Source organism: Bradyrhizobium sp. HKCCYLRH2060 (assembly GCF_051168135.1).
Classification (GTDB): Bacteria; Pseudomonadota; Alphaproteobacteria; order Rhizobiales; family Xanthobacteraceae; genus Bradyrhizobium.
In genome coordinates, this window is sequence record NZ_JBNPUK010000001.1 from 424,663 (window position 1) to 446,673 (window position 22,011).

At 67.8% G+C, this 22,011-nt stretch carries 17 protein-coding genes; 8 read left to right on the top strand and 9 right to left on the bottom strand.

What is annotated here, in order from left to right; translation table 11 throughout:
• The first annotated feature begins 116 nt into the window (after positions 1-116).
• The 8 genes from ACQR10_RS01800 (at position 117) to ACQR10_RS01835 (ending at position 14,056) form a co-directional block, all read left to right on the top strand.
• The gene (locus tag ACQR10_RS01800; protein WP_316215376.1) at positions 117-2,624 is read left to right on the top strand and encodes a sensor histidine kinase; all 2,508 of its coding nucleotides are present in this window, start codon (positions 117-119) and stop codon (positions 2,622-2,624) included.
• On the top strand, positions 2,621-4,162 hold the full coding sequence (gene tsaE / locus ACQR10_RS01805; RefSeq protein ID WP_316179001.1) for a tRNA (adenosine(37)-N6)-threonylcarbamoyltransferase complex ATPase subunit type 1 TsaE: 1,542 nt from the start codon (positions 2,621-2,623) through the stop codon (positions 4,160-4,162). Before ACQR10_RS01800 ends, tsaE begins: the two co-directional genes overlap by 4 nt.
• Positions 4,163-4,341: 179 nt before the next feature.
• Positions 4,342-4,647, top strand: coding sequence for a PilZ domain-containing protein (locus ACQR10_RS01810; protein WP_008963143.1), 306 nt, complete (start codon positions 4,342-4,344; stop codon positions 4,645-4,647).
• 150 nt (positions 4,648-4,797) lie between these two features.
• Positions 4,798-5,520 carry a nucleotidyltransferase family protein gene (locus ACQR10_RS01815; RefSeq protein WP_315803957.1) on the top strand — a complete coding sequence of 241 codons (723 nt, stop codon included), beginning with the start codon at positions 4,798-4,800 and terminating at the stop codon, positions 5,518-5,520.
• Between the two features lie 349 nt (positions 5,521-5,869).
• Positions 5,870-9,016, top strand: coding sequence for a double-strand break repair protein AddB (gene addB, locus ACQR10_RS01820; protein ID WP_316215377.1), 3,147 nt, complete (start codon positions 5,870-5,872; stop codon positions 9,014-9,016).
• Positions 9,010-12,483, top strand: coding sequence for a double-strand break repair helicase AddA (gene addA, locus ACQR10_RS01825; RefSeq protein ID WP_434863691.1), 3,474 nt, complete (start codon positions 9,010-9,012; stop codon positions 12,481-12,483). The genes addB and addA overlap by 7 nt, the downstream gene beginning before the upstream one ends.
• A 98-nt stretch (positions 12,484-12,581) precedes the next feature.
• On the top strand, positions 12,582-12,902 hold the full coding sequence (trxA, locus tag ACQR10_RS01830) for a thioredoxin (RefSeq protein ID WP_015663255.1): 321 nt from the start codon (positions 12,582-12,584) through the stop codon (positions 12,900-12,902).
• 143 nt (positions 12,903-13,045) lie between these two features.
• Entirely contained in the window at positions 13,046-14,056 is a 1,011-nt protein-coding gene (locus ACQR10_RS01835; protein ID WP_434911788.1) for an ATP-dependent DNA ligase, read from the top strand.
• 2 nt (positions 14,057-14,058) lie between these two features.
• Here ACQR10_RS01835 and ACQR10_RS01840 read toward each other — a convergent pair whose 3' ends face one another.
• The 9 genes from ACQR10_RS01840 to sppA all read right to left on the bottom strand — a co-directional run bounded on the left by ACQR10_RS01840 (position 14,059) and on the right by sppA (position 21,912).
• Positions 14,059-14,799, bottom strand: coding sequence for a metallophosphoesterase family protein (locus ACQR10_RS01840; protein WP_434911757.1), 741 nt, complete (start codon positions 14,797-14,799; stop codon positions 14,059-14,061).
• Between the two features lie 12 nt (positions 14,800-14,811).
• On the bottom strand, positions 14,812-16,155 hold the full coding sequence (locus ACQR10_RS01845; protein ID WP_434874530.1) for a bifunctional folylpolyglutamate synthase/dihydrofolate synthase: 1,344 nt from the start codon (positions 16,153-16,155) through the stop codon (positions 14,812-14,814).
• Complete coding sequence (gene accD, locus ACQR10_RS01850; protein WP_315803962.1) at positions 16,152-17,090, bottom strand: acetyl-CoA carboxylase, carboxyltransferase subunit beta; 939 nt, start codon at positions 17,088-17,090, stop codon at positions 16,152-16,154. Before accD ends, ACQR10_RS01845 begins: the two co-directional genes overlap by 4 nt.
• Positions 17,091-17,184: 94 nt before the next feature.
• Complete coding sequence (trpA, locus tag ACQR10_RS01855; protein ID WP_315803963.1) at positions 17,185-18,021, bottom strand: tryptophan synthase subunit alpha; 837 nt, start codon at positions 18,019-18,021, stop codon at positions 17,185-17,187.
• Entirely contained in the window at positions 18,018-19,241 is a 1,224-nt protein-coding gene (gene trpB / locus ACQR10_RS01860; RefSeq protein WP_316215381.1) for a tryptophan synthase subunit beta, read from the bottom strand. The genes trpA and trpB overlap by 4 nt, the downstream gene beginning before the upstream one ends.
• Complete coding sequence (locus tag ACQR10_RS01865; RefSeq protein WP_434911758.1) at positions 19,238-19,897, bottom strand: phosphoribosylanthranilate isomerase; 660 nt, start codon at positions 19,895-19,897, stop codon at positions 19,238-19,240. Before ACQR10_RS01865 ends, trpB begins: the two co-directional genes overlap by 4 nt.
• A gap of 77 nt (positions 19,898-19,974) precedes the next feature.
• Complete coding sequence (locus ACQR10_RS01870; protein ID WP_434895476.1) at positions 19,975-20,367, bottom strand: lipopolysaccharide assembly protein LapA domain-containing protein; 393 nt, start codon at positions 20,365-20,367, stop codon at positions 19,975-19,977.
• A gap of 77 nt (positions 20,368-20,444) precedes the next feature.
• Entirely contained in the window at positions 20,445-20,762 is a 318-nt protein-coding gene (locus ACQR10_RS01875; protein ID WP_315803967.1) for an integration host factor subunit beta, read from the bottom strand.
• A gap of 169 nt (positions 20,763-20,931) precedes the next feature.
• Positions 20,932-21,912 (bottom strand): signal peptide peptidase SppA, encoded by a 981-nt coding sequence (sppA, locus tag ACQR10_RS01880; protein ID WP_434911759.1) that lies wholly within the window; start codon positions 21,910-21,912, stop codon positions 20,932-20,934.
• Positions 21,913-22,011 lie beyond the last annotated feature (99 nt).

A 22,011-nucleotide genomic window follows, 5' to 3' on the forward strand; every position in this document is an offset into this window, starting at 1 on the left:
TCACGGTCTGGACTCTTACCGCTGGAGTCCCGAAGCGGTTATGGTTGATTGATTCGTGAGACGGCGCGGTCGACGCGATCGGCGCCGCGCGGAACTTCGTGCGGTTTGGGGCAAATATGTCGGGCGTGATCGTGGTGATGCGTCAGACGCTGCTGTCGTGCACGTCACTTGCGCGCAAAGGCCTGATGGGTCTCGCTGCGACTGCGCTTGCGCCGGCGACACCGGGCTTCGCGGGCGATGGCGTGCCGCCGGATGCGATCACGACGCTGTTCGAGCTGAGCCGTCCTGATATCGCCGAGGTCACGGCGATGCTGGCGCTGCTCGGCTTCTCCGTGGTCGCCGCGGTCGCGCTGGTGCGCACGCGTCTTGCGGCCGCGCGCAAGGAAGCGCGGCTGCGTGCCAATGTCGCCGAGCTGCAACTGCAGGCCGATCGCTACCGTGCGCTGCTGTTCGCCGAGCCGCAGATCCTGATCGCCTGGCCGGCCGGCGGCCATCGCCCGCAGATCTCCGGCGACACCTCGATGCTGGTGCCGCAGGATCAGCCGCAGCGCATTCTCGCCTTTGGAACCTGGCTGCCGCCGGAGCCCGCGCTGCAGCTCGACCGCGCCGTCGACGCGCTGCGCGAAGCGGGCGAAGGCTTCATGCTCAATCTCACCACCTCGCACGGCCATGCGATCGAGGCGATGGGCCGCGCCATCGGCGGGCAGGCCATCGTGCGCATCCGCGAATTGTCCGGCCTGCGCCGCGAGCTCGCCGAGACGCAGCTCCGCTTCAAGGCGCTCGGCGAGGAGACGGAGTCGCTGCGCGCGCTGGCATCGGCGCTGCCGTGGCCGATCTGGGCGCGGCAGGCCAATGGCGCCCTCGCTTACGTCAACCCGGCCTATGCCCGCGCCGCGGACGCCCGCGACGTGCCGGACGCGATCGGCCGCAACATCGAGCTGCTCGACTCGGCCGACCGTATCGACCTGCAGCGTGCGCTCGGCGCCAACGGCCGTTTCGAGGGCCGGCTGCCGATCGTGACCGGCGGCGAGCGCCGCATGTATGACGTGCGCGCCTTCGTGCTGGGCCACGGCAGCGCCGGCGTCGCCATCGATGCCAGCGAGGCGGCGGCGCTGGATGCGGCCGTGGTGCGGATGCGGGAAGCACACCGGCGCACGCTCGACCAGCTGTCCTCGGGCGTGGCCGTGTTCGACGGCCAGCGCCGGCTCGCCTTCTACAACGACTCCTATCGCCGACTGTGGGGTCTCGATCCCGCCTTCCTGGACAGTCAGCCCGATGACTCGTCGGTGCTCGACCGTCTTCGCGCCGCGCGCAAGTTGCCCGAGCAGGCCGACTTCCGGGCCTGGAAGGCCAAGCTTCACGAGGCTTATCGCGCCGTCGAGGCCGCCAAGGACACCTGGTTCCTGCCCGACGGCCGCGCATTATCGGTCGTCACCACGCCGAACCCGGAAGGCGGCGTCACCTATCTGTTCGACGACGTCACCGAGAGCTTCGCGCTTGCCCGCCGCTTCGACGGCCTGATCCGGGTCCAGCGCGAGACCCTCGACAGCCTCGCCGAAGGCGTCGCGGTGTTCGGCTCGAACGGCCGGGTCGAGCTGTTCAATCCGGCCTTCGCCAAGATGTGGCGGCTGTCGCCGGATCAGTTGCGCGAGCATCCGCATATCGACACCGTGGAATCCTGGTGCCATCAGCTCTATGACGACGCCGTCGCCTGGCGCACCATCCGCGAGGCGATCACCTCGATCGAGAACCGGCTCGACGCGGCGCTGAAGCTCGAGCGCAAGGACGGCAGCGTGCTCGACTGCATGAGCCGTCCCCTGCCCGACGGCGCGACCATGCTCACCTTCCAGGACATCACCGATACCGAGAATGTCGAACGGGCGTTGCGCGAGAGCAACGAGGCGCTCGAAGCCGCCGGCCAGATGAAGATCGACTTCGTCCACCACGTGTCCTACGAGCTGCGCGCGCCGCTGACGACGATCATCGGCTTCGCGCATTTCCTGTCGGATCCATCCACGGGACCGCTGACGCCGAAGCAGGCCGAGTATCTCGACTACGTCACCAAATCCACCAACGCGCTGCTCGCGCTCACCAACAACATTCTCGACCTCGCCACCATCGATGCCGGCGCGATGAAGCTCGAGCTCGGGCCGGTCGACGCCGCCAAGGCGATCGAGGCCGCGGCCGAGGGCGTGCAGGACCGCCTCGCCACCGATCGCATCCGCCTGACGATTGCGGTCGACCCCGATGTCGGCTCCTTCGTCGGCGACGAGCGCCGCGTCGTGCAGGTGCTCTACAATCTGCTCGCCAACGCCGTTGGCTTCTCGCCGCCGGATTCGAGCGTCGTCGTCAGCGCCCGCCGCACCGATCACAGCGTCACCTTCGCGGTCACCGATTCCGGCCCCGGCATTCCGCCCGAGGTGAAGGACAAGGTGTTCGAATGGTTCGAGAGCCATTCGCAGGGCTCGCGCCATCGCGGCGCCGGCCTCGGCCTGTCGCTGGTGCGCTCCTTCGTCGAGCTGCATGGCGGCAGGGTGCGGATGGATTCGGTGGTCGGCAAGGGCACCACGGTCACCTGTGACTTCCCGACCGACCACGTCGCGCAACGCAACGCCGCGGAATGACGGACCAGCTGACATTCACCACCGCGCTCGCGGACGAAGCCGCCACCGCCGCTCTCATGGCCGACCTCGCGCTGCTGATCGGCCCGGGCGCGCTGATCACGCTCACCGGCGATCTCGGCTCCGGCAAAACCGCGGCGGCGCGGGCGATGATCCGCTACCTCGCCGGCGACGACGAGCTGGAGGTGCCCAGTCCGACCTTCACTCTGGCGCAGAGCTACGACCTGCCGAGCTTCCCGCTGGTGCATGCCGATCTCTATCGCATCAGCGATGCATCGGAGCTCGAGGAGATCGGCCTGTCGCCGCTGCCGGAGGCGACCGTCGTGCTGATCGAATGGCCGGAGCGCGCCGGCAACGCTCTGCCGCTGGACCGCGTCGACATCGCGCTGCGCCACGATCCATCGCAGGGCGACACCGCCCGCAGCGCCGAGGTCACCGGCAGCGGCAAGGCGGCCGCGGTGGTTGCGCGGCTGAAAGCCTTGCGCGAATTCCTCGCCGAGGCCGGGCACGCCAAATCGCGCCGCGAGCGCATGGCCGGTGATGCCTCGACCCGCTCCTATGCGCGGCTCCACAAGGGCGAGCGCGTCTCCATCCTGATGAACTCGCCGAAGCGGCCCGACGGCCCGGCGACCTACAACGGCAAGCCCTATAGCGGCGCCGTGCATCTCGCGGAGGACGTCCGCCCCTTTGTCGCGATCGCCGCGGCCTTGCGCGGGCGCGGCATCTCGGCGCCGAAGATCAACGACGCCGATCTCGGCCAAGGCTTTCTCATCACCGAGGATCTGGGACGCGAGGGCGTGATCGAGGGCGACCCGCCACGACCGATCGTGGAGCGCTACGAGGCCGCGACCGATCTGTTGGCCACGCTGCACGCGCAGGACGTCCCCTCGGTGCTGCCGCTGGCGCCGCAGGTGACCTACGAGGTTCCGACCTTCGACGCCGAAGCCATGCTGATCGAGATCGGCCTGATGCTCGAATGGTACCTGCCCGACCGTGGCGTGGAGCTGTCGCAGGTGCTGCGGGCCGAATTCCTGGAAATATGGCGGGAGATGCTGGAGGCGCCGCTCGCGGCCAAGCCGACATCTAGGCCGACCTGGGTGATCCGCGACTACCACTCGCCCAACCTGCTCTGGCTGCCCGCGCGCGACGGCATCGCCCGCGTGGGCGTGATCGACTTCCAGGACGCGGTGATGGGACCACCGGCCTACGACGTGGTCTCCCTGGCGCAGGACGCCCGGATCGACGTGTCGCCCGAGATCGAGCGGGCGCTCCGAGAGCGCTACATCGCCGCGCGCCAAGCTGCGTCGACGGAGTTCGACGCCGACGAATTCAGCGCGCACTACGCGATCATGTCGGCCCAGCGCAACACCCGCCTGCTCGGCACCTTCGCCCGCCTCAACCGCCGCGACGGCAAGCCGCATTACCTCAAGCACCAGCCCCGCATCTGGGACTATCTCCACCGGTCGCTGGCCCATCCCGCACTGGAGCCGCTGCGCGACTGGTACGCGGCGAACGTGCCGCCGCCGGCGGGCATAGCTTGAAGCATCCTCTCATGGCACCGACGGTCCACTCCCCTCCCCCATGCGGGCAGGGGAGCCGACCGTCGCCATGGCAAGCTCGCACCATCGCTCTCACACCGTAGCTTTACCGGTTCTTAGCCATCCCCCCTTACCTTGCCCCCGCGGCGCCGGTTGCGCGCCGCGCGTGAATGGAGGTTGCGATGGCAGAGCGGATGAAGGGCGAACGCGTCGTCTTCGAGCGCGGCATCCCGGCTTTCATGATGGGCATCGACGGCACCTGGCGCCGCAACTGCACCATCGAGGACGTCTCGGAGACCGGGGCGAAGCTGACGGTCGAGGGCTCGGTCGAAGGCCTGCACCTGAAGGAGTTCTTCCTGCTGTTGTCGTCGACCGGCTTGGCCTACCGGCGCTGCGAGTTGGCCTGGGTCAATGGCGACCAGATCGGCGTCACCTTCCTGAAGCAGGGCAAGAAGAAGACCAACAAGCGCGCCACGGCCGAAGCCTGACCGAGCCACGACAGCCTGCGGCATCTTGCATCACGACGGCCGGGCAGCCGTCGCATATTCGTCATCGGCCCAGGCTATCGCAACCGGCCGAGACGATAGATGTTCTTGCGTGGTATGATTCGCACCACCGTTGATCGAGATGCCCTGAAGATGCCCGTCAAACCGCACAAAGCCATGGTCCTCGCCGCCGGTCTCGGATTGCGCATGCGCCCACTGACCGAGACGATGCCCAAACCGCTGGTGCGCGTCGCCGGCCGCCCGCTGCTCGACCATGTGCTCGACCGCCTCGCCGAAGCCGGCGTCACCGAAGCCGTCGTCAACGTCCACTATCTCGCCGACCAGATCATCGAGCACACGGCCGCGCGCAGCACGCCCCGCGTGATCATCTCCGACGAGCGCGACCAGGTGCTCGGCACCGGCGGCGGCGTCGTCAAGGCGCTGCCGCTGCTCGGCCATGAGCCGTTCTTCCACGTCAACTCCGACACGATGTGGATCGAGGGCGTGCGCCAGAACCTGTCCCGGCTCGCCGACGCGTTCGATCCCGAACGCATGGACATCATGCTGCTGATGGCGCCGACCGCGACCTCGATCGGCTACGCGGGTCAAGGCGACTACGCGATGCTCGCCGACGGCACCTTGCGCAAGCGGCGGGAGCATCAGGTGGTGCCGTTCGTCTATGCGGGCGCCGCGATCATCTCGCCGGCGATCTTCGACGGCGCGCCGAAGGGCGAGTTCTCGCTGACGAAGATGTTCGACAAGGCGAACGAGCAGGACCGCCTGTTCGGCCTCCGCCTCGAAGGCGTGTGGATGCATGTCGGGACGCCGGCTGCTGTGATGGAAGCCGAAGAGGCGCTGCTGGAGAGTGCGGCGTAGACCCCCGGGGCGAAGCCATCACCTCACACTCGGTGTCATCCGGAGCGCAGCGGCTTTTCTCCGTCATTGCGAGCGCAGCGACCCAATCCAGAGTCCCGTGCTCAGCCGTGGATTGCTTCGCCGCGCTGTCGGTGACGATGAAGGTGGGCGGATGGTTCCAGCAACTCAGCTCTCACCGCCCGCGAAAGCGGGTTACGACAGCTGAGATCGCGGCCGCAGAGCGGCTCCCCGCGTGCGGCGTCCAACATCGGAGCGGTCGCGGCGCTATCAACACCCATCCACACCCCGGATATGACCTCCGCCCGATCGCTCCCTATATAGACGGCCTGGGCAACCCGAATCGCAGGCCATGCGCGTCTTCACCGTTCCCATCTCGGCGCCGTTCCTGCGCAGCGTGATCGCGGCGCTGGTCGACGGCCGGCTGGTCGACGGCTTCGAGGCGCGCAGCGATCCGGCCCGACTCGCGACCGCCACGCTGTATCTGCCGACGCGCCGTTCGCTCCGTGTCGCGCGCGAAATGTTCCTCGACGAGCTGAAGACCGATGCCGCGGTGCTGCCGCGCCTCGTCGCGCTCGGCGACATCGATGAGGACGAGCTTGCCTTCGCCGAGGATCGCGACGCGTTCCTCGGGCCCGCGCCGCTGGAGATCCCGGAACGGCTCGACGACCTGCAGCGCCGGCTTACGCTGGCACGGCTGGTGGCGGCCTGGGCCAAGACGCCGGTGTCGGCGCCGCTGGTGATCGGCGGGCCCGCCTCGACGCTCGCGCTGGCCGGCGACCTCGCACGGCTGATCGACGACATGGTGACGCGCGGCGTGTCGTGGGACGCGCTCGACGCGCTGGTGCCGGATCAGCTCGACAAATACTGGCAGTATTCGCTCGAGTTCCTGCGCATCGCGCGGACCGCGTGGCCGGCCTATCTGCAGGAGATCGAGCGCATCGAGCCGGCGGCGCGGCGCGATCTGTTGATCGCGGCCGAAGCCGCGCGGCTGTCGGCGCATGCCGATGGTCCCGTCATTGCCGCCGGCTCCACCGGCTCGATGCCGGCGACGGCAAAATTCCTGCTCGCCGTCGCCAAGCTTCCGCATGGCGCGGTGGTGCTGCCTGGGCTCGACACCGATCTCGACGAAGCCGCGTGGAATTCGATCGGCGGTGCCAGGGACCGCGCCGGCCGCGTGTTGACGCCGCCCGCGGTCAACCATCCGCAATATGCCATGCATCTGCTGCTCAAGCGCTTCGGCCTGGACCGGCGCGACGTGGTCCGTCTCGTCCCAACCGGCCGCGGCGGCCGGGAGGTGTTGATCTCAGAGGCGATGCGGCCGTCGGAGGCGACCGCCGTCTGGCACGAGCGGCTGCGCCAGTTCGACATCGCCGCCAACATCGCGGAAGCCATGGACAACCTCGCGGTCGTCGCTGCGCCCAATCCGGAGATGGAGGCGCTGGCGATCGCGATCGCGATGCGCGAGGCGCGCCATCTCGGCAAATCGGCCGCGCTGGTGACGCCGGACCGCGCGCTGGCCCGCCGCGTGATGGCGGCGCTAGCGCGCTGGCACCTCACCTTCGACGACTCCGGCGGTGATGCGCTGTTGGAGACGCCCGCCGGCATCTTCGCGCGCCTCGCCGCCGAAGCCGCCGCGCGCGGGTTGGAGCCGCCGACCCTGCTGGCGCTGCTCAAGCATCCGCTGTGCCGGCTCGGCCGCGCCGCGAATGGCTGGAAGAGTGCCATCGAGACGCTGGAGCTCGCGGTGCTGCGCGGCACGCGGCCGCAAGCCGGAACCGGCGGGCTCGCGCGCGACTTCGCGCGCTTCCGCGACGAGCACACCAAGCTGCACCAGGGCGAGGTATCATCGCTGCACAAGGCCGAGCCACGCGCGCGCCTCAGTCCCGAGCAGCTCGACCGCGCCGGCGCGCTGATCGCGCAATTGCAGACGGCGCTGGCGCCGCTGGAAAACCTCGCCTCGCCGCGCCCGCAGGATTTCGCTGAGCTCGCGGCGCGGCATCGTGAGGTGCTGATTGCGCTGTCGACCGACGATGTCGGCCTCAGCACCGCCTTCACCGATCGCGACGGCGCCGCGCTGGCGCGCTGCTTCGACGACCTGCTCGCGTCCGGCGAGCGCTGCGGCCTGATGGCGCCGCTGGCGGATTATCCGGATCTGTTCCATACCGCTTTCTCCGATCGCGCGGTGCGCCGCCCCGAGCGCCACGGCGCGCAGCTGCAGATCTACGGTCCGCTCGAAGCCCGGCTGATGCAGGCCGACCGCATGATCGTCGGCGGCCTGATCGAGGGCATCTGGCCGCCGGCGCCGCGCATCGATCCCTGGCTCAGCCGCCCGATGCGGCATCAGCTCGGCCTCGACCTGCCCGAGCGCCGCATCGGACTATCAGCACACGATTTCGCGCAATTGCTCGGCGCGCCCGAGGTGATCCTGACCCACGCCGCAAAGTCCGGCGGCGCGCCCGCCGTGGCCTCGCGCTTCCTGCATCGGCTCGAAGCCGTCGCCGGCGCCGAGCGCTGGAAGGCGGCGGAGGCGCGCGGTGACATCTACGTCCGCTATGCCGAGGTGCTCGACCAGCCCGCGACCGTGAAGCCGATCGAGCAGCCGGCGCCGAAGCCGCCGCTGGCAGCACGGCCGCTGCGCATGTCGGTGACCGCGATCGAGGACTGGCTGCGCGATCCCTACACCATCTTCGCGCGCTACATCCTGCGGCTCGATCCGCTCGATCCCGTCGACATGCCGCTGTCGGCCGCCGATCGCGGCTCGGCGATCCACGAGGCGATCGGCGAGTTCACGCAAGTTTATGCCGATGCGCTGCCGCTGCATCCGGCGCATGCGCTACGCGTGATCGGCGAGAAGCATTTTGCACCATTGATGGAGCGTCCCGAGGCGCGGGCGCTGTGGTGGCCTCGCTTCCAGCGCATCGCCGGCTGGTTTGCGGCGTGGGAGAGTGCGCGACGCGCGCAGATCGGCGCGATCACCGCGGAGATCCGCGGCGAAATCGGCATTCCGCTCGACAATGGCCGTACCTTCATGCTGTCGGCGCGCGCCGACCGCATCGAGCAGCGTGCCGAGGGCACCTACGCCATTCTCGACTACAAGACCGGGCAGCCACCAACGGCCAAGCAGGTGCGCATGGGCCTGTCGCCGCAGCTCACGCTTGAAGCCGCGATCCTCCGCGAGGGCGGATTCGACGGCATTCCGGCCGGCAGCCTGATCAGCCAGCTCGTTTATGTCCGGCTGTCCGGCAACAACCCGCCGGGCGAGGAGCGCATTCTCGAGCTGAAGATCAACAAGAGCGACCCGCCGCAGCATCCGGACCAGGCCGCGCAGGAGGCGCGCGAAAAACTCGAAGCGCTGATCCGCAGCTTCGAGGACGTCAATCAGGGCTACACCTCGCTGAACCTGTCGATGTGGGCCAACCGCTACGGCAGCTATGACGACCTCGCCCGCATCAAGGAATGGTCGGCGGCCGGCGGCCTGGGAGTGGAGGAATGGTGAAGGCGCCCCGCCCCATTCCGCAGGCCGTGCGCGAGGCGCAGACGCGCGCATCGAACCCGGCGGCCTCGGCGTTCGTGTCGGCCAATGCCGGCTCGGGCAAGACGCATGTGCTGGTGCAGCGCGTGATCCGGCTGCTGCTCGACGGCGTGCCGCCGGAGAAGATCCTCTGCATCACCTTCACCAAGGCCGCCGCCGCCAACATGGCCGAGCGCGTGTTCTCGACGCTCGGCCATTGGGTGACGCTCGACGACGACGCGCTGGATGACGCGATCCGATCCACCGGCATTCCCAACCCCGACAAGAAGCTGCGCGCCTCGGCGCGCAAACTATTTGCCAGCGCGCTGGAGACGCCGGGCGGGCTGAAGGTGCAGACCATCCACGCGCTGTGCACCCGGCTGCTGCAGCAGTTTCCATTCGAGGCCAACGTTCCCGCGCGGTTCTCGGTGCTCGACGAGCGCGACCAGACCGAGATGATGGAGCGCGCCAATCTCAAGGTGCTGCTCGATGCCTCCAGGGCCCCCGACAGCGCGGTCGGCCGCGCGCTGCAGGTGGCGATGACCAATGCGGCCGATTCGACCTTCAAGGACGTCGTCCGTGAGGCCTGTCTCAGCCGCGATCACTTCATGGCCTGGACCGATGGCGCCGGCCGCGTCGAGGTCGCCGCGCAGCATCTCGGCGAGGTGCTCGGCATCGCGCCGGATGAGACGCTGGAAGCCATCGAGCGCGACATGGTCGACGGTCCCAATCTGCCGCGTGCGGATTGGACCGATATCGCCGCCCGGCTGGATGGCGGCGCCAAGACCGACCAGAAGCAGGCGGAGCAACTTCGCGCTACACTGGCGTTCTCTGGAGCCGATCAGGTCGACGAATATCTCCGGCTGTTTCTCACCGACGACAAGCAGCCGCGCAAATCGCTGCTGACCAAGAAGTTCGCCGAGAGCAATCCCGGCCTTGCCGGCCTGTTCGACGCCGAAGCGCGTCGGCTCGACCGCCTGATCGAGAAGCGCCGCGCCGCTGTCGTGCGCGACCGCACCGAGGCGCTGCTGCAGATCGCGACAGCGGCAGCCGCGAACTATCGCCGCGAGAAGGAGGAACGCGGGCTGCTCGACTATGACGACCTGATCGACAAGACCTTGGCGATGCTCAACCGCGTCTCCGCCGGCTGGGTCCACTACAAGCTCGACCGCGGCGTCGATCACGTGCTGATCGACGAGGCCCAGGATACGAGCCCACGGCAGTGGGACATCGTTGCCCACATCATCGAGGAGTTCACCGCCGGCGCCGGCGCGCGCGACGGCCTGACGCGGACGATCTTCGCGGTCGGCGACGAGAAGCAGTCGATCTTCTCGTTCCAGGGCGCCGACCCGCACGAGTTCGATGCGCGCCGGCGGCAATTGCAGAAGCGCTTCACCGACGCCGGGCTGTTGTTCGATCCGGTGTCCTTCACCTATTCGTTCCGCTCCGGGCCGACGGTGCTGCACGCGGTCGACCATGTATTCCGCGAGCGCGAGGTCTACAGCAGCATCCACTCGCCTGACATCGGCCATCCCATCCACAACGCGCTGACCGATGCCGGGCCGAGCATGGTCGAGCTCTGGAGCCTGTGCGAACGCGACGACCGCAAGGAGATCGAGGGCTGGCGGGCGCCGTTCGACGGCGTCTCCGTCACCAGCCCCGAGGTGAAGCTGTCGCGCCGCATCCAGGCCGAGATCAAGCGGCTGATCCTGACAGGCACGATGACCGGCCATGACGGCGCGCGGCGGCGGCTCAGCTATGGCGACATGCTGATCCTGGTGCGCCGGCGCGGCAACGCATTCGATGCCGTGATCCAGGCGCTGAAGCACGCCGGCATCCCCGTCGCCGGCGCTGACCGGCTCAAGCTGACCGAGCACATCGCGATCATCGACCTGATGAACCTCGCCGACGCGCTGCTGCTGCCGCAGGACGATCTGGCGCTGGCCACCGCGCTGAAGAGCCCGCTGTTCGGGCTCGACGATGACGATCTGTTCAAGCTGGCGTGGCAGCGCCGCGGCTCGTTGCATGATGCTCTCACAGCACATGCCGCTGACGACGAGCGGCTGCAGGCGGTCGTCCGACGCCTGCAGCAATGCGAGCGCCGTGCGTCTGAGGACACGCCGTTCGCGTTCTATGCCTGGCTGCTTGGCGGCGATGGCGGCCGGCGCCGCATCCTGGCGCGACTCGGCCACGAGGCGAACGACGCGCTCGACGAATTCCTGGAGCTGGCGCTGTCCTATGAGCGCAAGGCGCCGGCTTCGCTGCAGGGATTCATCGCCTGGCTGCGCGCCGCCGACACCGAGGTGAAGCGCGACATGGAGATTTCGCGCGATGAGGTGCGCGTCATGACCGTGCACGGCGCCAAGGGCCTCGAAGCCTCCGTCGTCTTCCTGGTCGACACGACGTCATCGCCGGCGGATTCGCAGCGGCTGCGGCTGATCCACGTGCCGCATGGCGAGCAGGAGATCGTGGTCTGGGCCGGCCGCAAGGCCGACGATCCGCAAGCCGTGGCTGCGGCGCGCACGGCGATGCTCAAGGAAACCGAGGACGAATATCGGCGGCTGCTCTATGTCGCGATGACGCGCGCCGCGGATCGGCTGGTCATCGGCGGCTGCATGCCGGGCAACATGAACAACGTCCGCGGCGGCAGCTGGTACGACCTGATGGCGCGCGGCCTCGATGCGGCGGGCCTGCAGGTCGAGGTGATCGAAACCGAGGACGGGCCGGTCAAGCGCTACGCGCGGGCCGAGGACATCGCGGAAACCGCTGCTGACGAAACGCAGCGCATGGTCGAGACGGCCGTCGAGCTGCCGGCGTGGCTGCGCACGGCGGCGGCGGAGGCGCCCGGCGAGGTCGCCGTGCTCCGGCCATCCGATCCGTCCGCCGACGAGCGGCCGGTGCGCACGGGCGAATCGCTGGCCGCGCGCAGCCTCGCGATGCAGCGCGGCACGCTGGTGCATCGCCTGCTGCAGTCGCTGCCCGAGGTGCCGCCGGAGCGGCGGCGCGATGCCGCGCTGCGATATCTGATTCGCAACGCCGCCGACTGGCCGGAGGACGAGCGCGCGGGACTCGCGGAACGCGTGCTCGCCGTGGTGGAAGACCCGCGCTTTGCCGCGGTGTTCGCGGCCGGGAGCCGGGCGGAAGTCTCGATCGTGGGCCGCCTCGCACTGGCCGGCCAGCCTCCGGCGCTGGTCTCCGGCCAGATCGACCGACTGGTGGTGACCGAGGTCGAGGTGCTGATCGTCGACTTCAAGACCAACCAGCAGCCGCCCTCGGGACTCGCCGACGTGCCCCCGGCCTATGTCCGGCAGCTCGCGCTGTACCGCGCCGTGCTCGGCCAGTTGTACCCCGGACGAAACGTCCGCGCCGCGCTGCTCTGGACCGAAGCTCCTGAATTCATGGAGCTTCCGGCCTCCGCGCTGGACGCCGTGCTGCCATCCCAGCACGACTGAGTGAGCCCGCTTGACCCGGCATCACGCCATTCCTACTTTGACACCCACGCTGAGGCGGCGCGTCCGCGCCGCTCCCTCCAACCGAACGAGGTAATTCCATGGCCGTTGGCAAGGTTTCCGACGCCGATTTCGAAAGCGAAGTGCTCAAGGCCGACGGCCCGGTCGTGGTCGACTTCTGGGCCGAGTGGTGCGGCCCGTGCCGCATGATTGCGCCCGCCCTCGACGAGATCTCGAGCGCGATGGGCGACAAGGTCAAGATCGTCAAGCTCAACGTCGACGAGAGCCCGAAGACGGCCTCGAAGTACGGCGTGATGTCGATCCCCACCCTGATGGTATTCAAGGGCGGCGAGATGGCCTCGCGCCAAGTCGGCGCTGCGCCGAAGGCGAAGCTGCAGCAGTGGATCTCGTCGGCGGTCTGACGCTCCACGATCCAGGATTTTTGTCGAACGGCCGGCGGAATCGCCGGCCGTTCGCGTTGAGGGGGTGTGTTTCAGCGTTTTCGGATGTCGCCATGCCCGCCCGCGCCCATCGCTCGCCCTCCCGCAAATCCGGTTTGCTGGCCATGGAGGCGCGCTCGGTGGATGCAATCCCGCGCGGCGAGGACTGGCAATACGAGCCGAAATGGGACGGCTTCCGCTGCCTGCTCGCGCGCGAGGGCGCTCAGGTGACGATGCAGTCGAAAGCCGGCGAGGATCTTGCGCGCTACTTTCCCGAGGTCGTCGCCGCGGCGCGCCAGCTGAAGGCAACCAGCTTCATCCTCGACGGCGAGCTGGTGGTGCCGCAGGTGAAGTCGTTCTCGTTCGATGCGTTGCTGCAGCGGATTCATCCCGCCGCCAGCCGGGTGAAGAAGCTGTCGGTGGAGACGCCGGCGCTGTTCCTCGCCTTCGATCTGCTGGCGAGTAGCAAGAAGGAGCTCGTGACGCACACGCTGCACGAGCGGCGGCCGGCGCTGGAGGCGTTTGCGGAAGCGAACTTCGCCGGGCACCCGACGTTTCGGCTGTCGCCGGCGACGACGCGCTTTGCGACCGCGCAAGACTGGCTGGCGCAATCCGGCGGCGGCTCGGATGGCGTGATCGCCAAGCGCATCGACCTGCCCTACCAGGCAGGCAACCGCGACGGCATGCAGAAGATCAAGCGCTATCGCTCGGCCGATTGCGTGATCGGCGGCTTCCGCTACGCCACCAACAAGGGCGCCCAGGGGCGCAAGTTGGTCGGCTCGCTGCTGCTCGGCCTCTACGGCGATGACGGCCTGCTGCATCACGTCGGCTTCACCTCCGCGCTCAAGAAGGACGAGAAGCCCGCGCTGACCGACAAGCTCGAGCCGCTGATCTCGCCACCCGGCTTCACCGGCAATGCGCCGGGCGGGCCGAGCCGCTGGTCGACCGAGCGCTCCGCGGAGTGGTGTCCGCTGAAACCGAAGCTGGTGATCGAGGTCTGCTACGACCATTTCTCCGGCGAGCGCTTTCGCCACGGCACCTCGATCCTGCGCTGGCGGCCCGACAAATCGCCGAGGCAATGCACGTTCGAGCAGCTCGAGCAGAGGGTCGCTGATCCCTGGAAACTGCTCGCGTGAGCTCAGCGGATCCAGCCGGTCGCAAGCGCCGATGCAAATTCCTCGTCGCCATTGGCGCGCGCGAGCGCAGCCATGGATCGGTGATCATAGGGCACGTGGCGGAAGCTCACGCTCCAGCCGGACGACGTCAGCTCAAGGATCGCGTAGCGCGCATCAGGCGTGCCGGCCTGCACGACATGCGGATGCGGCACGTTGTAGGAATAGCCGGGGCTGCCGACGCTGCCCGGATTGACGATCAGCGGACCGTCACGCAAGCGCACCGCACGGGCCGTGTGGGTATGGCCACACAGGATCAATGATTGCGAAATGCCGGCGGCCAGTCGCTCGATGTCGTCGAGCAGCGCACAAGTGATCGCACCGTCCTGAGCGACGCGCTCGAGCCAGTAGACGTTGTCGTCATCGGGCGTCGCGTGACATAGAAACACCTCGTCCCGATACACGGCCGTCGCCGGGATCGTGCGCAACCAGTCGAGATGATCAGCTTCGAGCTGGGCGTAAGCAGGCCGCTCCCATGCGCCCATCTTCTCCGGCGGTCGATCGATCAGCCAGCGATCGTGGTTGCCGCGGACATGCACCGCATCGAGCGGCATCAGCAGATCCATCGTCTTGCGCGCGTCGAGCGGGCCGCTCGCCATGTCGCCGAGGTTCACGATCTCGGTCACGCCCTGCGCACTGATATCCGCGAGCACGGCCTCCAGCGCGAGATGGTTGCCGTGGACATCTGCGATCGCGGCAAAGCGCATGCGCCATTCCTCTCAGGTCGGCGGAGTGCCGTTGAGGTCGAGCACGTGGCCCGCGAGATAGAGCGACCCCGTGATCAGGATACGCGGCGGGACCTCATAGGCAAGCCGCGCGATGCCGGCGAGCGCCGACGCGACGCCATCGGCGATCTCGACGCGCATGCCGAGCGTGCGCGCGGCGGCGGCCAGATCAGCCGGTGCCATCGCCTTGCTCTCGTTCGGAATCGGCACGACGATGATGTGGCGCGTCAGGCCGGCGAAGTTGACCAGGAAGCCCGCGGCATCCTTGTTGCCCATCATGCCGACGATGACGACGAGCTGCCGCGACACGCGCTCCTCGAGATCCCCGATCGCCGCGGCGACGACACGGCCGCCTTCGGCATTGTGGCCGCCGTCGAGCCAGATCTCCGCGCCCTGCGGCGCGATCGCGGTGAGCGCGCCGCTCGACAGCCGCTGCATGCGCGCCGGCCATTCGGCGCCGACGATGCCGTCCTCGAACGCCTTGGTGGCGAGCTTGAACTGATCGACCGCGCGCAAGGTCGCGATCGCGAGGCCCGCATTGTCGAACTGATGCCGGCCGAACAGTTTTGGCGCCGGAAGATCAAGAAGACCACGGTCGTCCTGATAGACCAGCCGGTTGCGCTCGACACTGACGTGCCAGCTCTCGCCCGCGGCAAACAACGGCGCGCGCTGTCGCCTGGCCTCGCGCTCGATCACGGCCATCGCATCGGGCTCCTGCGCCGCCGAGATCACCGGGCAGCCGCGCTTGATGATGGCGGCCTTCTCGGCCGCGATCAGCGCGCGGGTGTCACCGAGAAACTCCATGTGGTCCATGCTGATCGGCGTCAGCACGGAGGCCGCGACCTGCTCGACAACATTGGTGGAATCGAGCCGGCCACCGAGGCCGACTTCGAGCAGCACGACATCGGCTGGATGCCTTGCGAACAGCACGAAGGCCGCGACGGTCTTGACCTCGAAGAAGGTGATCGGCGCGCCGGCATTGACCCGCTCGCACTCCAAGAGCGCGGAGATCAGCTCGTCGTCCTCGACCAGGACGCCACCGCCGACCTGGCCGAGCCGATAGCTCTCGTTGATGCGCACCAACCAGGGCGAGGTGAAGACGTGGACGCGCAGCCCCGCGGCCTCGAGCATTGCGCGCAGATATGCGACCGTGGAGCCCTTGCCGTTGGTGCCGGCGACGTGGATGACCGGCGGCAGCTTGCGCTCGGGATGACCGAGCTGCGCCAGCAGCCGGTGCATGCGATCCAGCCCGAGCGAGATCCGGCTCGGATGCAGGGCAGAAAGCCGCGTGATCAGCTCGTCGAGCGACGGTCTTGGCTGGGCGGCAGAATCGTTCACGCGCTCGTTGCGACCGCCGGCGCTTCCGCGGCTTCGGCGGGCTTGGCCGGCGGCGGCAGCTGCGGCGCGGGCTTGGCGTGTTCGATGGCCGGCGCCTTGGTCAGCAATCGGCACAGCCGCGCCAGCGTCGGGCGCAGGTCATGACGGTGCACGACCATGTCGACCATGCCGTGGTCGAGCAGGTATTCCGCGCGCTGGAAACCTTCGGGCAGCTTCTCGCGAATGGTCTGCTCGATCACCCGGGCGCCGGCGAACCCGATCAGCGCACCGGGCTCGGCAATGTGGACGTCGCCGAGCATCGCGTAGGACGCGGTGACGCCGCCGGTGGTCGGATTGGTCTGCACGACGATGTAGGGCAGCTTGGCCTCGCGCAGCATCTGGACCGCGACCGTGGTGCGCGGCATCTGCATCAGGGACAGGATGCCTTCCTGCATGCGCGCGCCGCCGGAGGCCGCGAACACGATGAACGGCGACTTCTTCTCGACCGCGAGCTCCAGGCCACGCACGATCGCCTCACCGGCGGCCATGCCGAGCGAACCGCCCATGAAATCGAAATCCTGCACGGCGATGACGACGCCCATGCCTTCGAGCTTGCCGAAGCCGACCTTCACCGCATCGTTCATGCCTGTCCGCGCCCGCGCATCCTTGATGCGGTCGGCATAGCGGCGCTCGTCGCGGAATTTCAGCGGGTCGGGCGTGACCTCGGGCAGCGCGACGTCGAACCAGGTCTCGTTGTCGAACATCGACTTCAGCCGCGCCACCGCGCCCATGCGCATGTGGTAGTTGGAGCCGGGGATGACGAACTGGTTGGCCTCGACGTCCTTGTAGAACACGAGCTGTCCGGAATCCGGGCACTTGATCCAGAGGTTCTCCGGCGTCTCGCGGCGCAGGATGTTGCGGATCTTCGGCCGGACCACATTGGTAAGCCAGTTCATGTGTCGCTCCGTGTTGCGGTCGCCCGGATATATGGCGGGACGGCGGGGTCACGGCAAGACGGCCGCGACATCCGCTCGGATAGTGGTTGACGGCCTATTCCGCGGCCTGTTGCGCGCCGCGCACGCCCTGGGCGAGAGCGGCGGCCAGATCGGCGACCGCACTGACGGTCTTGGCGGTCGCGCGGCCCTCGGCATCGAGGCTGGCGCGGAGTGCGTCGACCAGGGCGGTGCCGACCACGGCGCCATCGGCATGGGCTGCGATGGCGCGGGCCGTCTCCGGTGTCCGGATGCCGAAGCCGACGCAGACGGGCAGCGCCGTATGGCGCTTGATGCGCGCCACGGCGGCGCCCACAGCCGACGAATCCGCGGCCGCCGCGCCGGTGATGCCGGTGATCGAGACGTAGTAGACGAAGCCGGAGGTGTTCGCGAGCACCGCCGGCAGCCGCTTGTCATCGGTGGTCGGCGTCGCCAGCCGGATGAAGTTGAGCCCGGCCTTCAGCGCGGGGATGCAGAGCTCGGTGTCCTCTTCCGGCGGCAGGTCGACGATGATCAGGCCGTCGACGCCGGCGGTCTTGGCATCGTCGAGAAACCTGTCGACGCCGTAGATGTAGATCGGGTTGTAGTAGCCCATCAGCACGATCGGCGTGTCGACATCGCTGTCGCGGAAGCTGCGCACCAGTTGCAGCGTCTTCCTCAGGGTCATGCCGGCCTTCAGCGCGCGCAGGCCCGCCGCCTGGATCGACGGACCGTCGGCCATCGGATCGGTGAACGGCATGCCGATCTCGATGATGTCGGCGCCAGCCTGCGGCAGCGCCTTGACGATCGCCAGCGAGGTTTCAGGATCAGGGTCGCCTGACATCACGAAAGTGACGAACGCCGAGCGGCCTTCCTTTTTCAATTGCGCGAAACGCGCATCCATCCGGCTGGTCACGATGCCTTCGCCCTTCCTCGCAAGATGTCCCCCACCTGCGGCACGTCCTTGTCGCCGCGGCCGGACATGTTGACCACCATCAGGTGGTCTTTCGGCTTCTTCGGCGCGAGCTCCATGACCTTGGCGACCGCATGCGCCGGCTCCAGCGCCGGGATGATGCCTTCGAGCCGCGATAGCAATTGGAACGCGGCCAGCGCCTCCTCATCGGTCGCCGACAAATAGTTCACGCGGCCGACCTCGTGCAGCCAGGAATGCTCCGGTCCGATACCGGGATAGTCGAGACCGGCCGAGATCGAATGCGCCTCCTCGATCTGTCCGTCCTCATCCATCAGCAGATAGGTGCGGTTGCCGTGCAGCACGCCGGGACGGCCACCGGCGATCGATGCCGCATGCAGCTGCGTGAGGCCGTGGCCCGCGGCCTCGACGCCGTAGATCTCGACGGAGGGATCATCGAGGAACGGATGGAACAGGCCCATCGCATTGGAGCCGCCGCCGATGCAGGCGATCAGCGAATCCGGCAGGCGGCCTTCGGCCTCCTGCATCTGCGCGCGCGTCTCGCTGCCGATCACCGACTGGAAGTCGCGCACCATCATCGGATAGGGATGCGGGCCGGCGACGGTGCCGATGCAATAGAACGTGTTGTGGACGTTGGTGACCCAGTCACGCAGCGCCTCGTTCATCGCATCCTTCAGCGTCTTGGCGCCGGACTGCACCGGCACCACCTTGGCGCCGAGCATCTCCATGCGGATCACATTCGGCTGCTGCCGCTCGACGTCGACGGCGCCCATGTAGACCACGCAGTCCAACCCGAAGCGCGCGCACAGCGTTGCGGTGGCCACACCATGCTGGCCGGCGCCGGTCTCGGCGATGATGCGCTTCTTGCCCATCCGGCGCGCGACCATGATCTGGCCGAGCACGTTGTTGACCTTGTGTGAGCCGGTGTGATTCAGCTCCTCGCGCTTGAAGTAGATCTTGGCGCCGCCGAGATGCTCCGTCAGCCGCTCCGCGTAATACAGCGGCGAGGGCCGGCCGACGTAGTTCTTCAGGTAGCCGTTCATCTCGGCGTGGAATGCCGGATCGGCCTTGGCCTCCGCATAGGCCTTTTCCAGGTCGAGGATCAGCGGCATCAGGGTTTCGGCGACGAAGCGGCCGCCGAAGATGCCGAAGTGACCGCGGTCATCAGGACCGCTGCGGTAGGAATTGGGAATGGCTGTCGTCATTGAACGCTCAACTCTTCAGCGGCCCGCGCCGCGCGAATGAAATCCCGGATCATGTCGCAATCCTTCACACCCGGCGTTCGCTCGACGCCGGATGACACGTCGACGCCGCCGGCGCGCGTGATCCGCACGGCCTCGGCGACGTTGTCGGCGCTCAGGCCGCCGGACACCATGAACGGGCGATCGAGTTTCAGGCCCTGCAGCAGACGCCAATCGAAGGTAGCCCCGAGTCCGCCGGGACGGGTCGCATCCTTCGGCGCCCGCGCGTCGAACAGGATGCGGTCGCACACATCGGCGTAGCCCGCCAGCGGCGCAAGATCGGCCTCGGTCGCGACCGGAATGGCTTTCATGATGGGCAGGCCGAAGCGCTGCTTGAGGTCGCGGATGCGCGCGATGCTTTCGCGGCCATGCAGCTGCAGGAGATCAGGCCGCAGCGTCTCGACGATATTTTCGATCATCGCGTCGTCGGCATCGACGGTCAGCGCCACCTTGAGCGCGCGCCCCCTGACGTCACGGCCCAGCTCACGCGCGGCCGTCAGGCCGACATGGCGTGGGGACGGCGGAAAGAACACGAAGCCCACCATGTCGGCGCCCGCGTCGAGCGCCGAAGCGAGGGTATCGGGCGTGGTCAGGCCGCAGATTTTGACGAGCAGGGACATCGATGAACAACGCACGTCCGGGCGGAAAGGATCACCAGAAGCCGGCGGCTTCCAAGGCCGCCGAGCTTGGGCGCCTTCTACAACGCGGCGCCCTGCTTGTCTCGCCCATAAGGGGCGAAAAGCCGCGCCGGCGCCGCCGGAACCAGAGATTGTGCCGAGCCCTGATTTGCACGCGCCGCGGCGCTCAACTGCGCCACCTGCGCACGGGCCGCTTCGGCATCGGCCTGATGACGGCGCGCGGCCCGCCGCCAGCGGCGTTGGCCGATCCAGGTGGCACAACCACCTGCGATCACGCCCAGGATCGCGACGGCGATGATCAAGGCGAACAACGGGACCGATACCGCGAGCGCCGGATCGGTCGCGTTGAACGGATCAAACGATACGGTAACGAAATGCCGATTGGCGACCGCGAAGATGACGAACAGCACCAGCAGCGGAAGGACGACCACGACAGTGAAGAATTTTCGCATGCGCTCGCTCGTTTCAGTCAGGCCGGATTCGCCTCGAAATCAGCCGCCGACGACTAGCACGGCCGGCGCGAGATGCTTCAATCGTCTGAGTCGTCAGCCGCAGCGCCCGCGGGATTGTCTCGGTTCAGCCGCTCGCGCATTTCCTTGCCCGTTTTGAAGAACGGGACGCTTTTCTGGTCCACCGGGACATGAGCGCCGGTCCGTGGGTTGCGCCCGGCGCGGGCCGGCCGATGCTTGACCGAGAAGGCGCCGAAGCCGCGCAGCTCGACGCGGTCACCGCGGGCGAGCGCCGCGACGATCTCGTCGAGGATCGCGTTGACGATGTTCTCGACATCCCGCTGGTAGAGATGCGGGTTGTGCTCGGCGATACGCTGAACCAGCTCGGATTTGATCATCGAGAAAATGTACCCGGGGAGACAGGTCCCATTTCCGTGAAAATATGCTGGACTGTCAAGACGCTAAATCATTCATCGCGGCCGTGAATCGGGGGGCGAGGCCGGGTACGGGGCCTCGCCATGGCACACGCGAAACGGGAAGATCGTCCCGAGGATGGTCTTGGCGAGTTCAATTGCCCGGCGCGGGCGTCCAGAGCGCGAGCATGCCGTCGAGGCTGATGCGATCGACCGCCTGGACCACGCCGGTGTGCTCGAGCTGGCGGGCGATTCCGGACAGGCCGACGGCGTCGAGCGCGATCGAGGTGGCCGTTCGCAGGAAGGTGAGGTCGCCAAACCGCGGCGTGAGCTTGTAGTCACGCACCGGAAGGTCCTTCTTGACGTTCTTGTTAGCGACGAGCCAGGCGACCGCGGTCTTCTCGTCGCCGAGCTCGTCGATCAGCTTCAGCTCGATCGCCTGCCGGCCGGTGAAGACGCGGCCGTCGGCCACCTTCTCCAACTGCTCATCATTCATGGCCCGGCGATCCTTCACCAGTCCGCGGAACCAGGCGTAGGAATCCTTGACCAGGGCGTCGAGCGCCGCACGCGCTTCCGGGCTGGTGGGCTCGTAGCCGTTGGGGGCGGCCTTCAGCGGCGAGGATTTGACCTCCTCGATCTTCACGCCGACCGTCTTCAACAGCTCGCCGACATTGGGGTACTGGAACAGCACGCCGATCGAACCGACCAGCGAACTCTGCTGCGCGACGATGTGATCGGCAGCGATCGCGCCGATATAGCCGCCGGACGCCGCGAGACCTTCAACGACGACGACCAGCGGCTTCTTCGCCTTCAGCCGGACCAGCGAATCGTAGAGCTGCTCGGAGCCGGCGGTGGTGCCGCCCGGCGAATTGATGTGGACGATGACGGCTTCGGCCGAGGAGTTTTCGAGCCGCTCCAGCGCCTCGACTCGCTCATGATCGCTACGGATCAGGCCCTCGATATTGACGCGGGCGATCGAGCCGGTGGTCGACAGCACGGTGCGGCCGCGCGGCGACATGGCGAGGCCGATGGCGGAAAGAGCCGCGACCGCGATCAGCACCGCGACCACCCGCCAGAACGTCAGCTTGCGGCGCAGCCTGCGGCGATCGACGATCACATCCGAATCAAGCGACATGGACAGCTCCTGGAAGTCTCGGCGCGTTTTGCATCCGCAGCCTGAATATCTCGTTATCCGATTACATCAATCGCGGCGCAATTTGAAGAAAGGAAGGCT

Coding starts and splice junctions, on each gene's coding strand:
- ACQR10_RS01800 (WP_316215376.1), top strand. CDS start 117: ATGTCGGGCGTGATCGTGGTGATGCGTCAGACGCTGCTGTCGTGCACG.
- tsaE (WP_316179001.1), top strand. CDS start 2,621: ATGACGGACCAGCTGACATTCACCACCGCGCTCGCGGACGAAGCCGCC.
- ACQR10_RS01810 (WP_008963143.1), top strand. CDS start 4,342: ATGGCAGAGCGGATGAAGGGCGAACGCGTCGTCTTCGAGCGCGGCATC.
- ACQR10_RS01815 (WP_315803957.1), top strand. CDS start 4,798: ATGCCCGTCAAACCGCACAAAGCCATGGTCCTCGCCGCCGGTCTCGGA.
- addB (WP_316215377.1), top strand. CDS start 5,870: ATGCGCGTCTTCACCGTTCCCATCTCGGCGCCGTTCCTGCGCAGCGTG.
- addA (WP_434863691.1), top strand. CDS start 9,010: ATGGTGAAGGCGCCCCGCCCCATTCCGCAGGCCGTGCGCGAGGCGCAG.
- trxA (WP_015663255.1), top strand. CDS start 12,582: ATGGCCGTTGGCAAGGTTTCCGACGCCGATTTCGAAAGCGAAGTGCTC.
- ACQR10_RS01835 (WP_434911788.1), top strand. CDS start 13,046: ATGGAGGCGCGCTCGGTGGATGCAATCCCGCGCGGCGAGGACTGGCAA.
- ACQR10_RS01840 (WP_434911757.1), bottom strand. CDS start 14,799: ATGCGCTTTGCCGCGATCGCAGATGTCCACGGCAACCATCTCGCGCTG.
- accD (WP_315803962.1), bottom strand. CDS start 17,090: ATGAACTGGCTTACCAATGTGGTCCGGCCGAAGATCCGCAACATCCTG.
- trpB (WP_316215381.1), bottom strand. CDS start 19,241: ATGACGACAGCCATTCCCAATTCCTACCGCAGCGGTCCTGATGACCGC.
- ACQR10_RS01865 (WP_434911758.1), bottom strand. CDS start 19,897: ATGTCCCTGCTCGTCAAAATCTGCGGCCTGACCACGCCCGATACCCTC.
- ACQR10_RS01870 (WP_434895476.1), bottom strand. CDS start 20,367: ATGCGAAAATTCTTCACTGTCGTGGTCGTCCTTCCGCTGCTGGTGCTG.
- ACQR10_RS01875 (WP_315803967.1), bottom strand. CDS start 20,762: ATGATCAAATCCGAGCTGGTTCAGCGTATCGCCGAGCACAACCCGCAT.
- sppA (WP_434911759.1), bottom strand. CDS start 21,912: ATGTCGCTTGATTCGGATGTGATCGTCGATCGCCGCAGGCTGCGCCGC.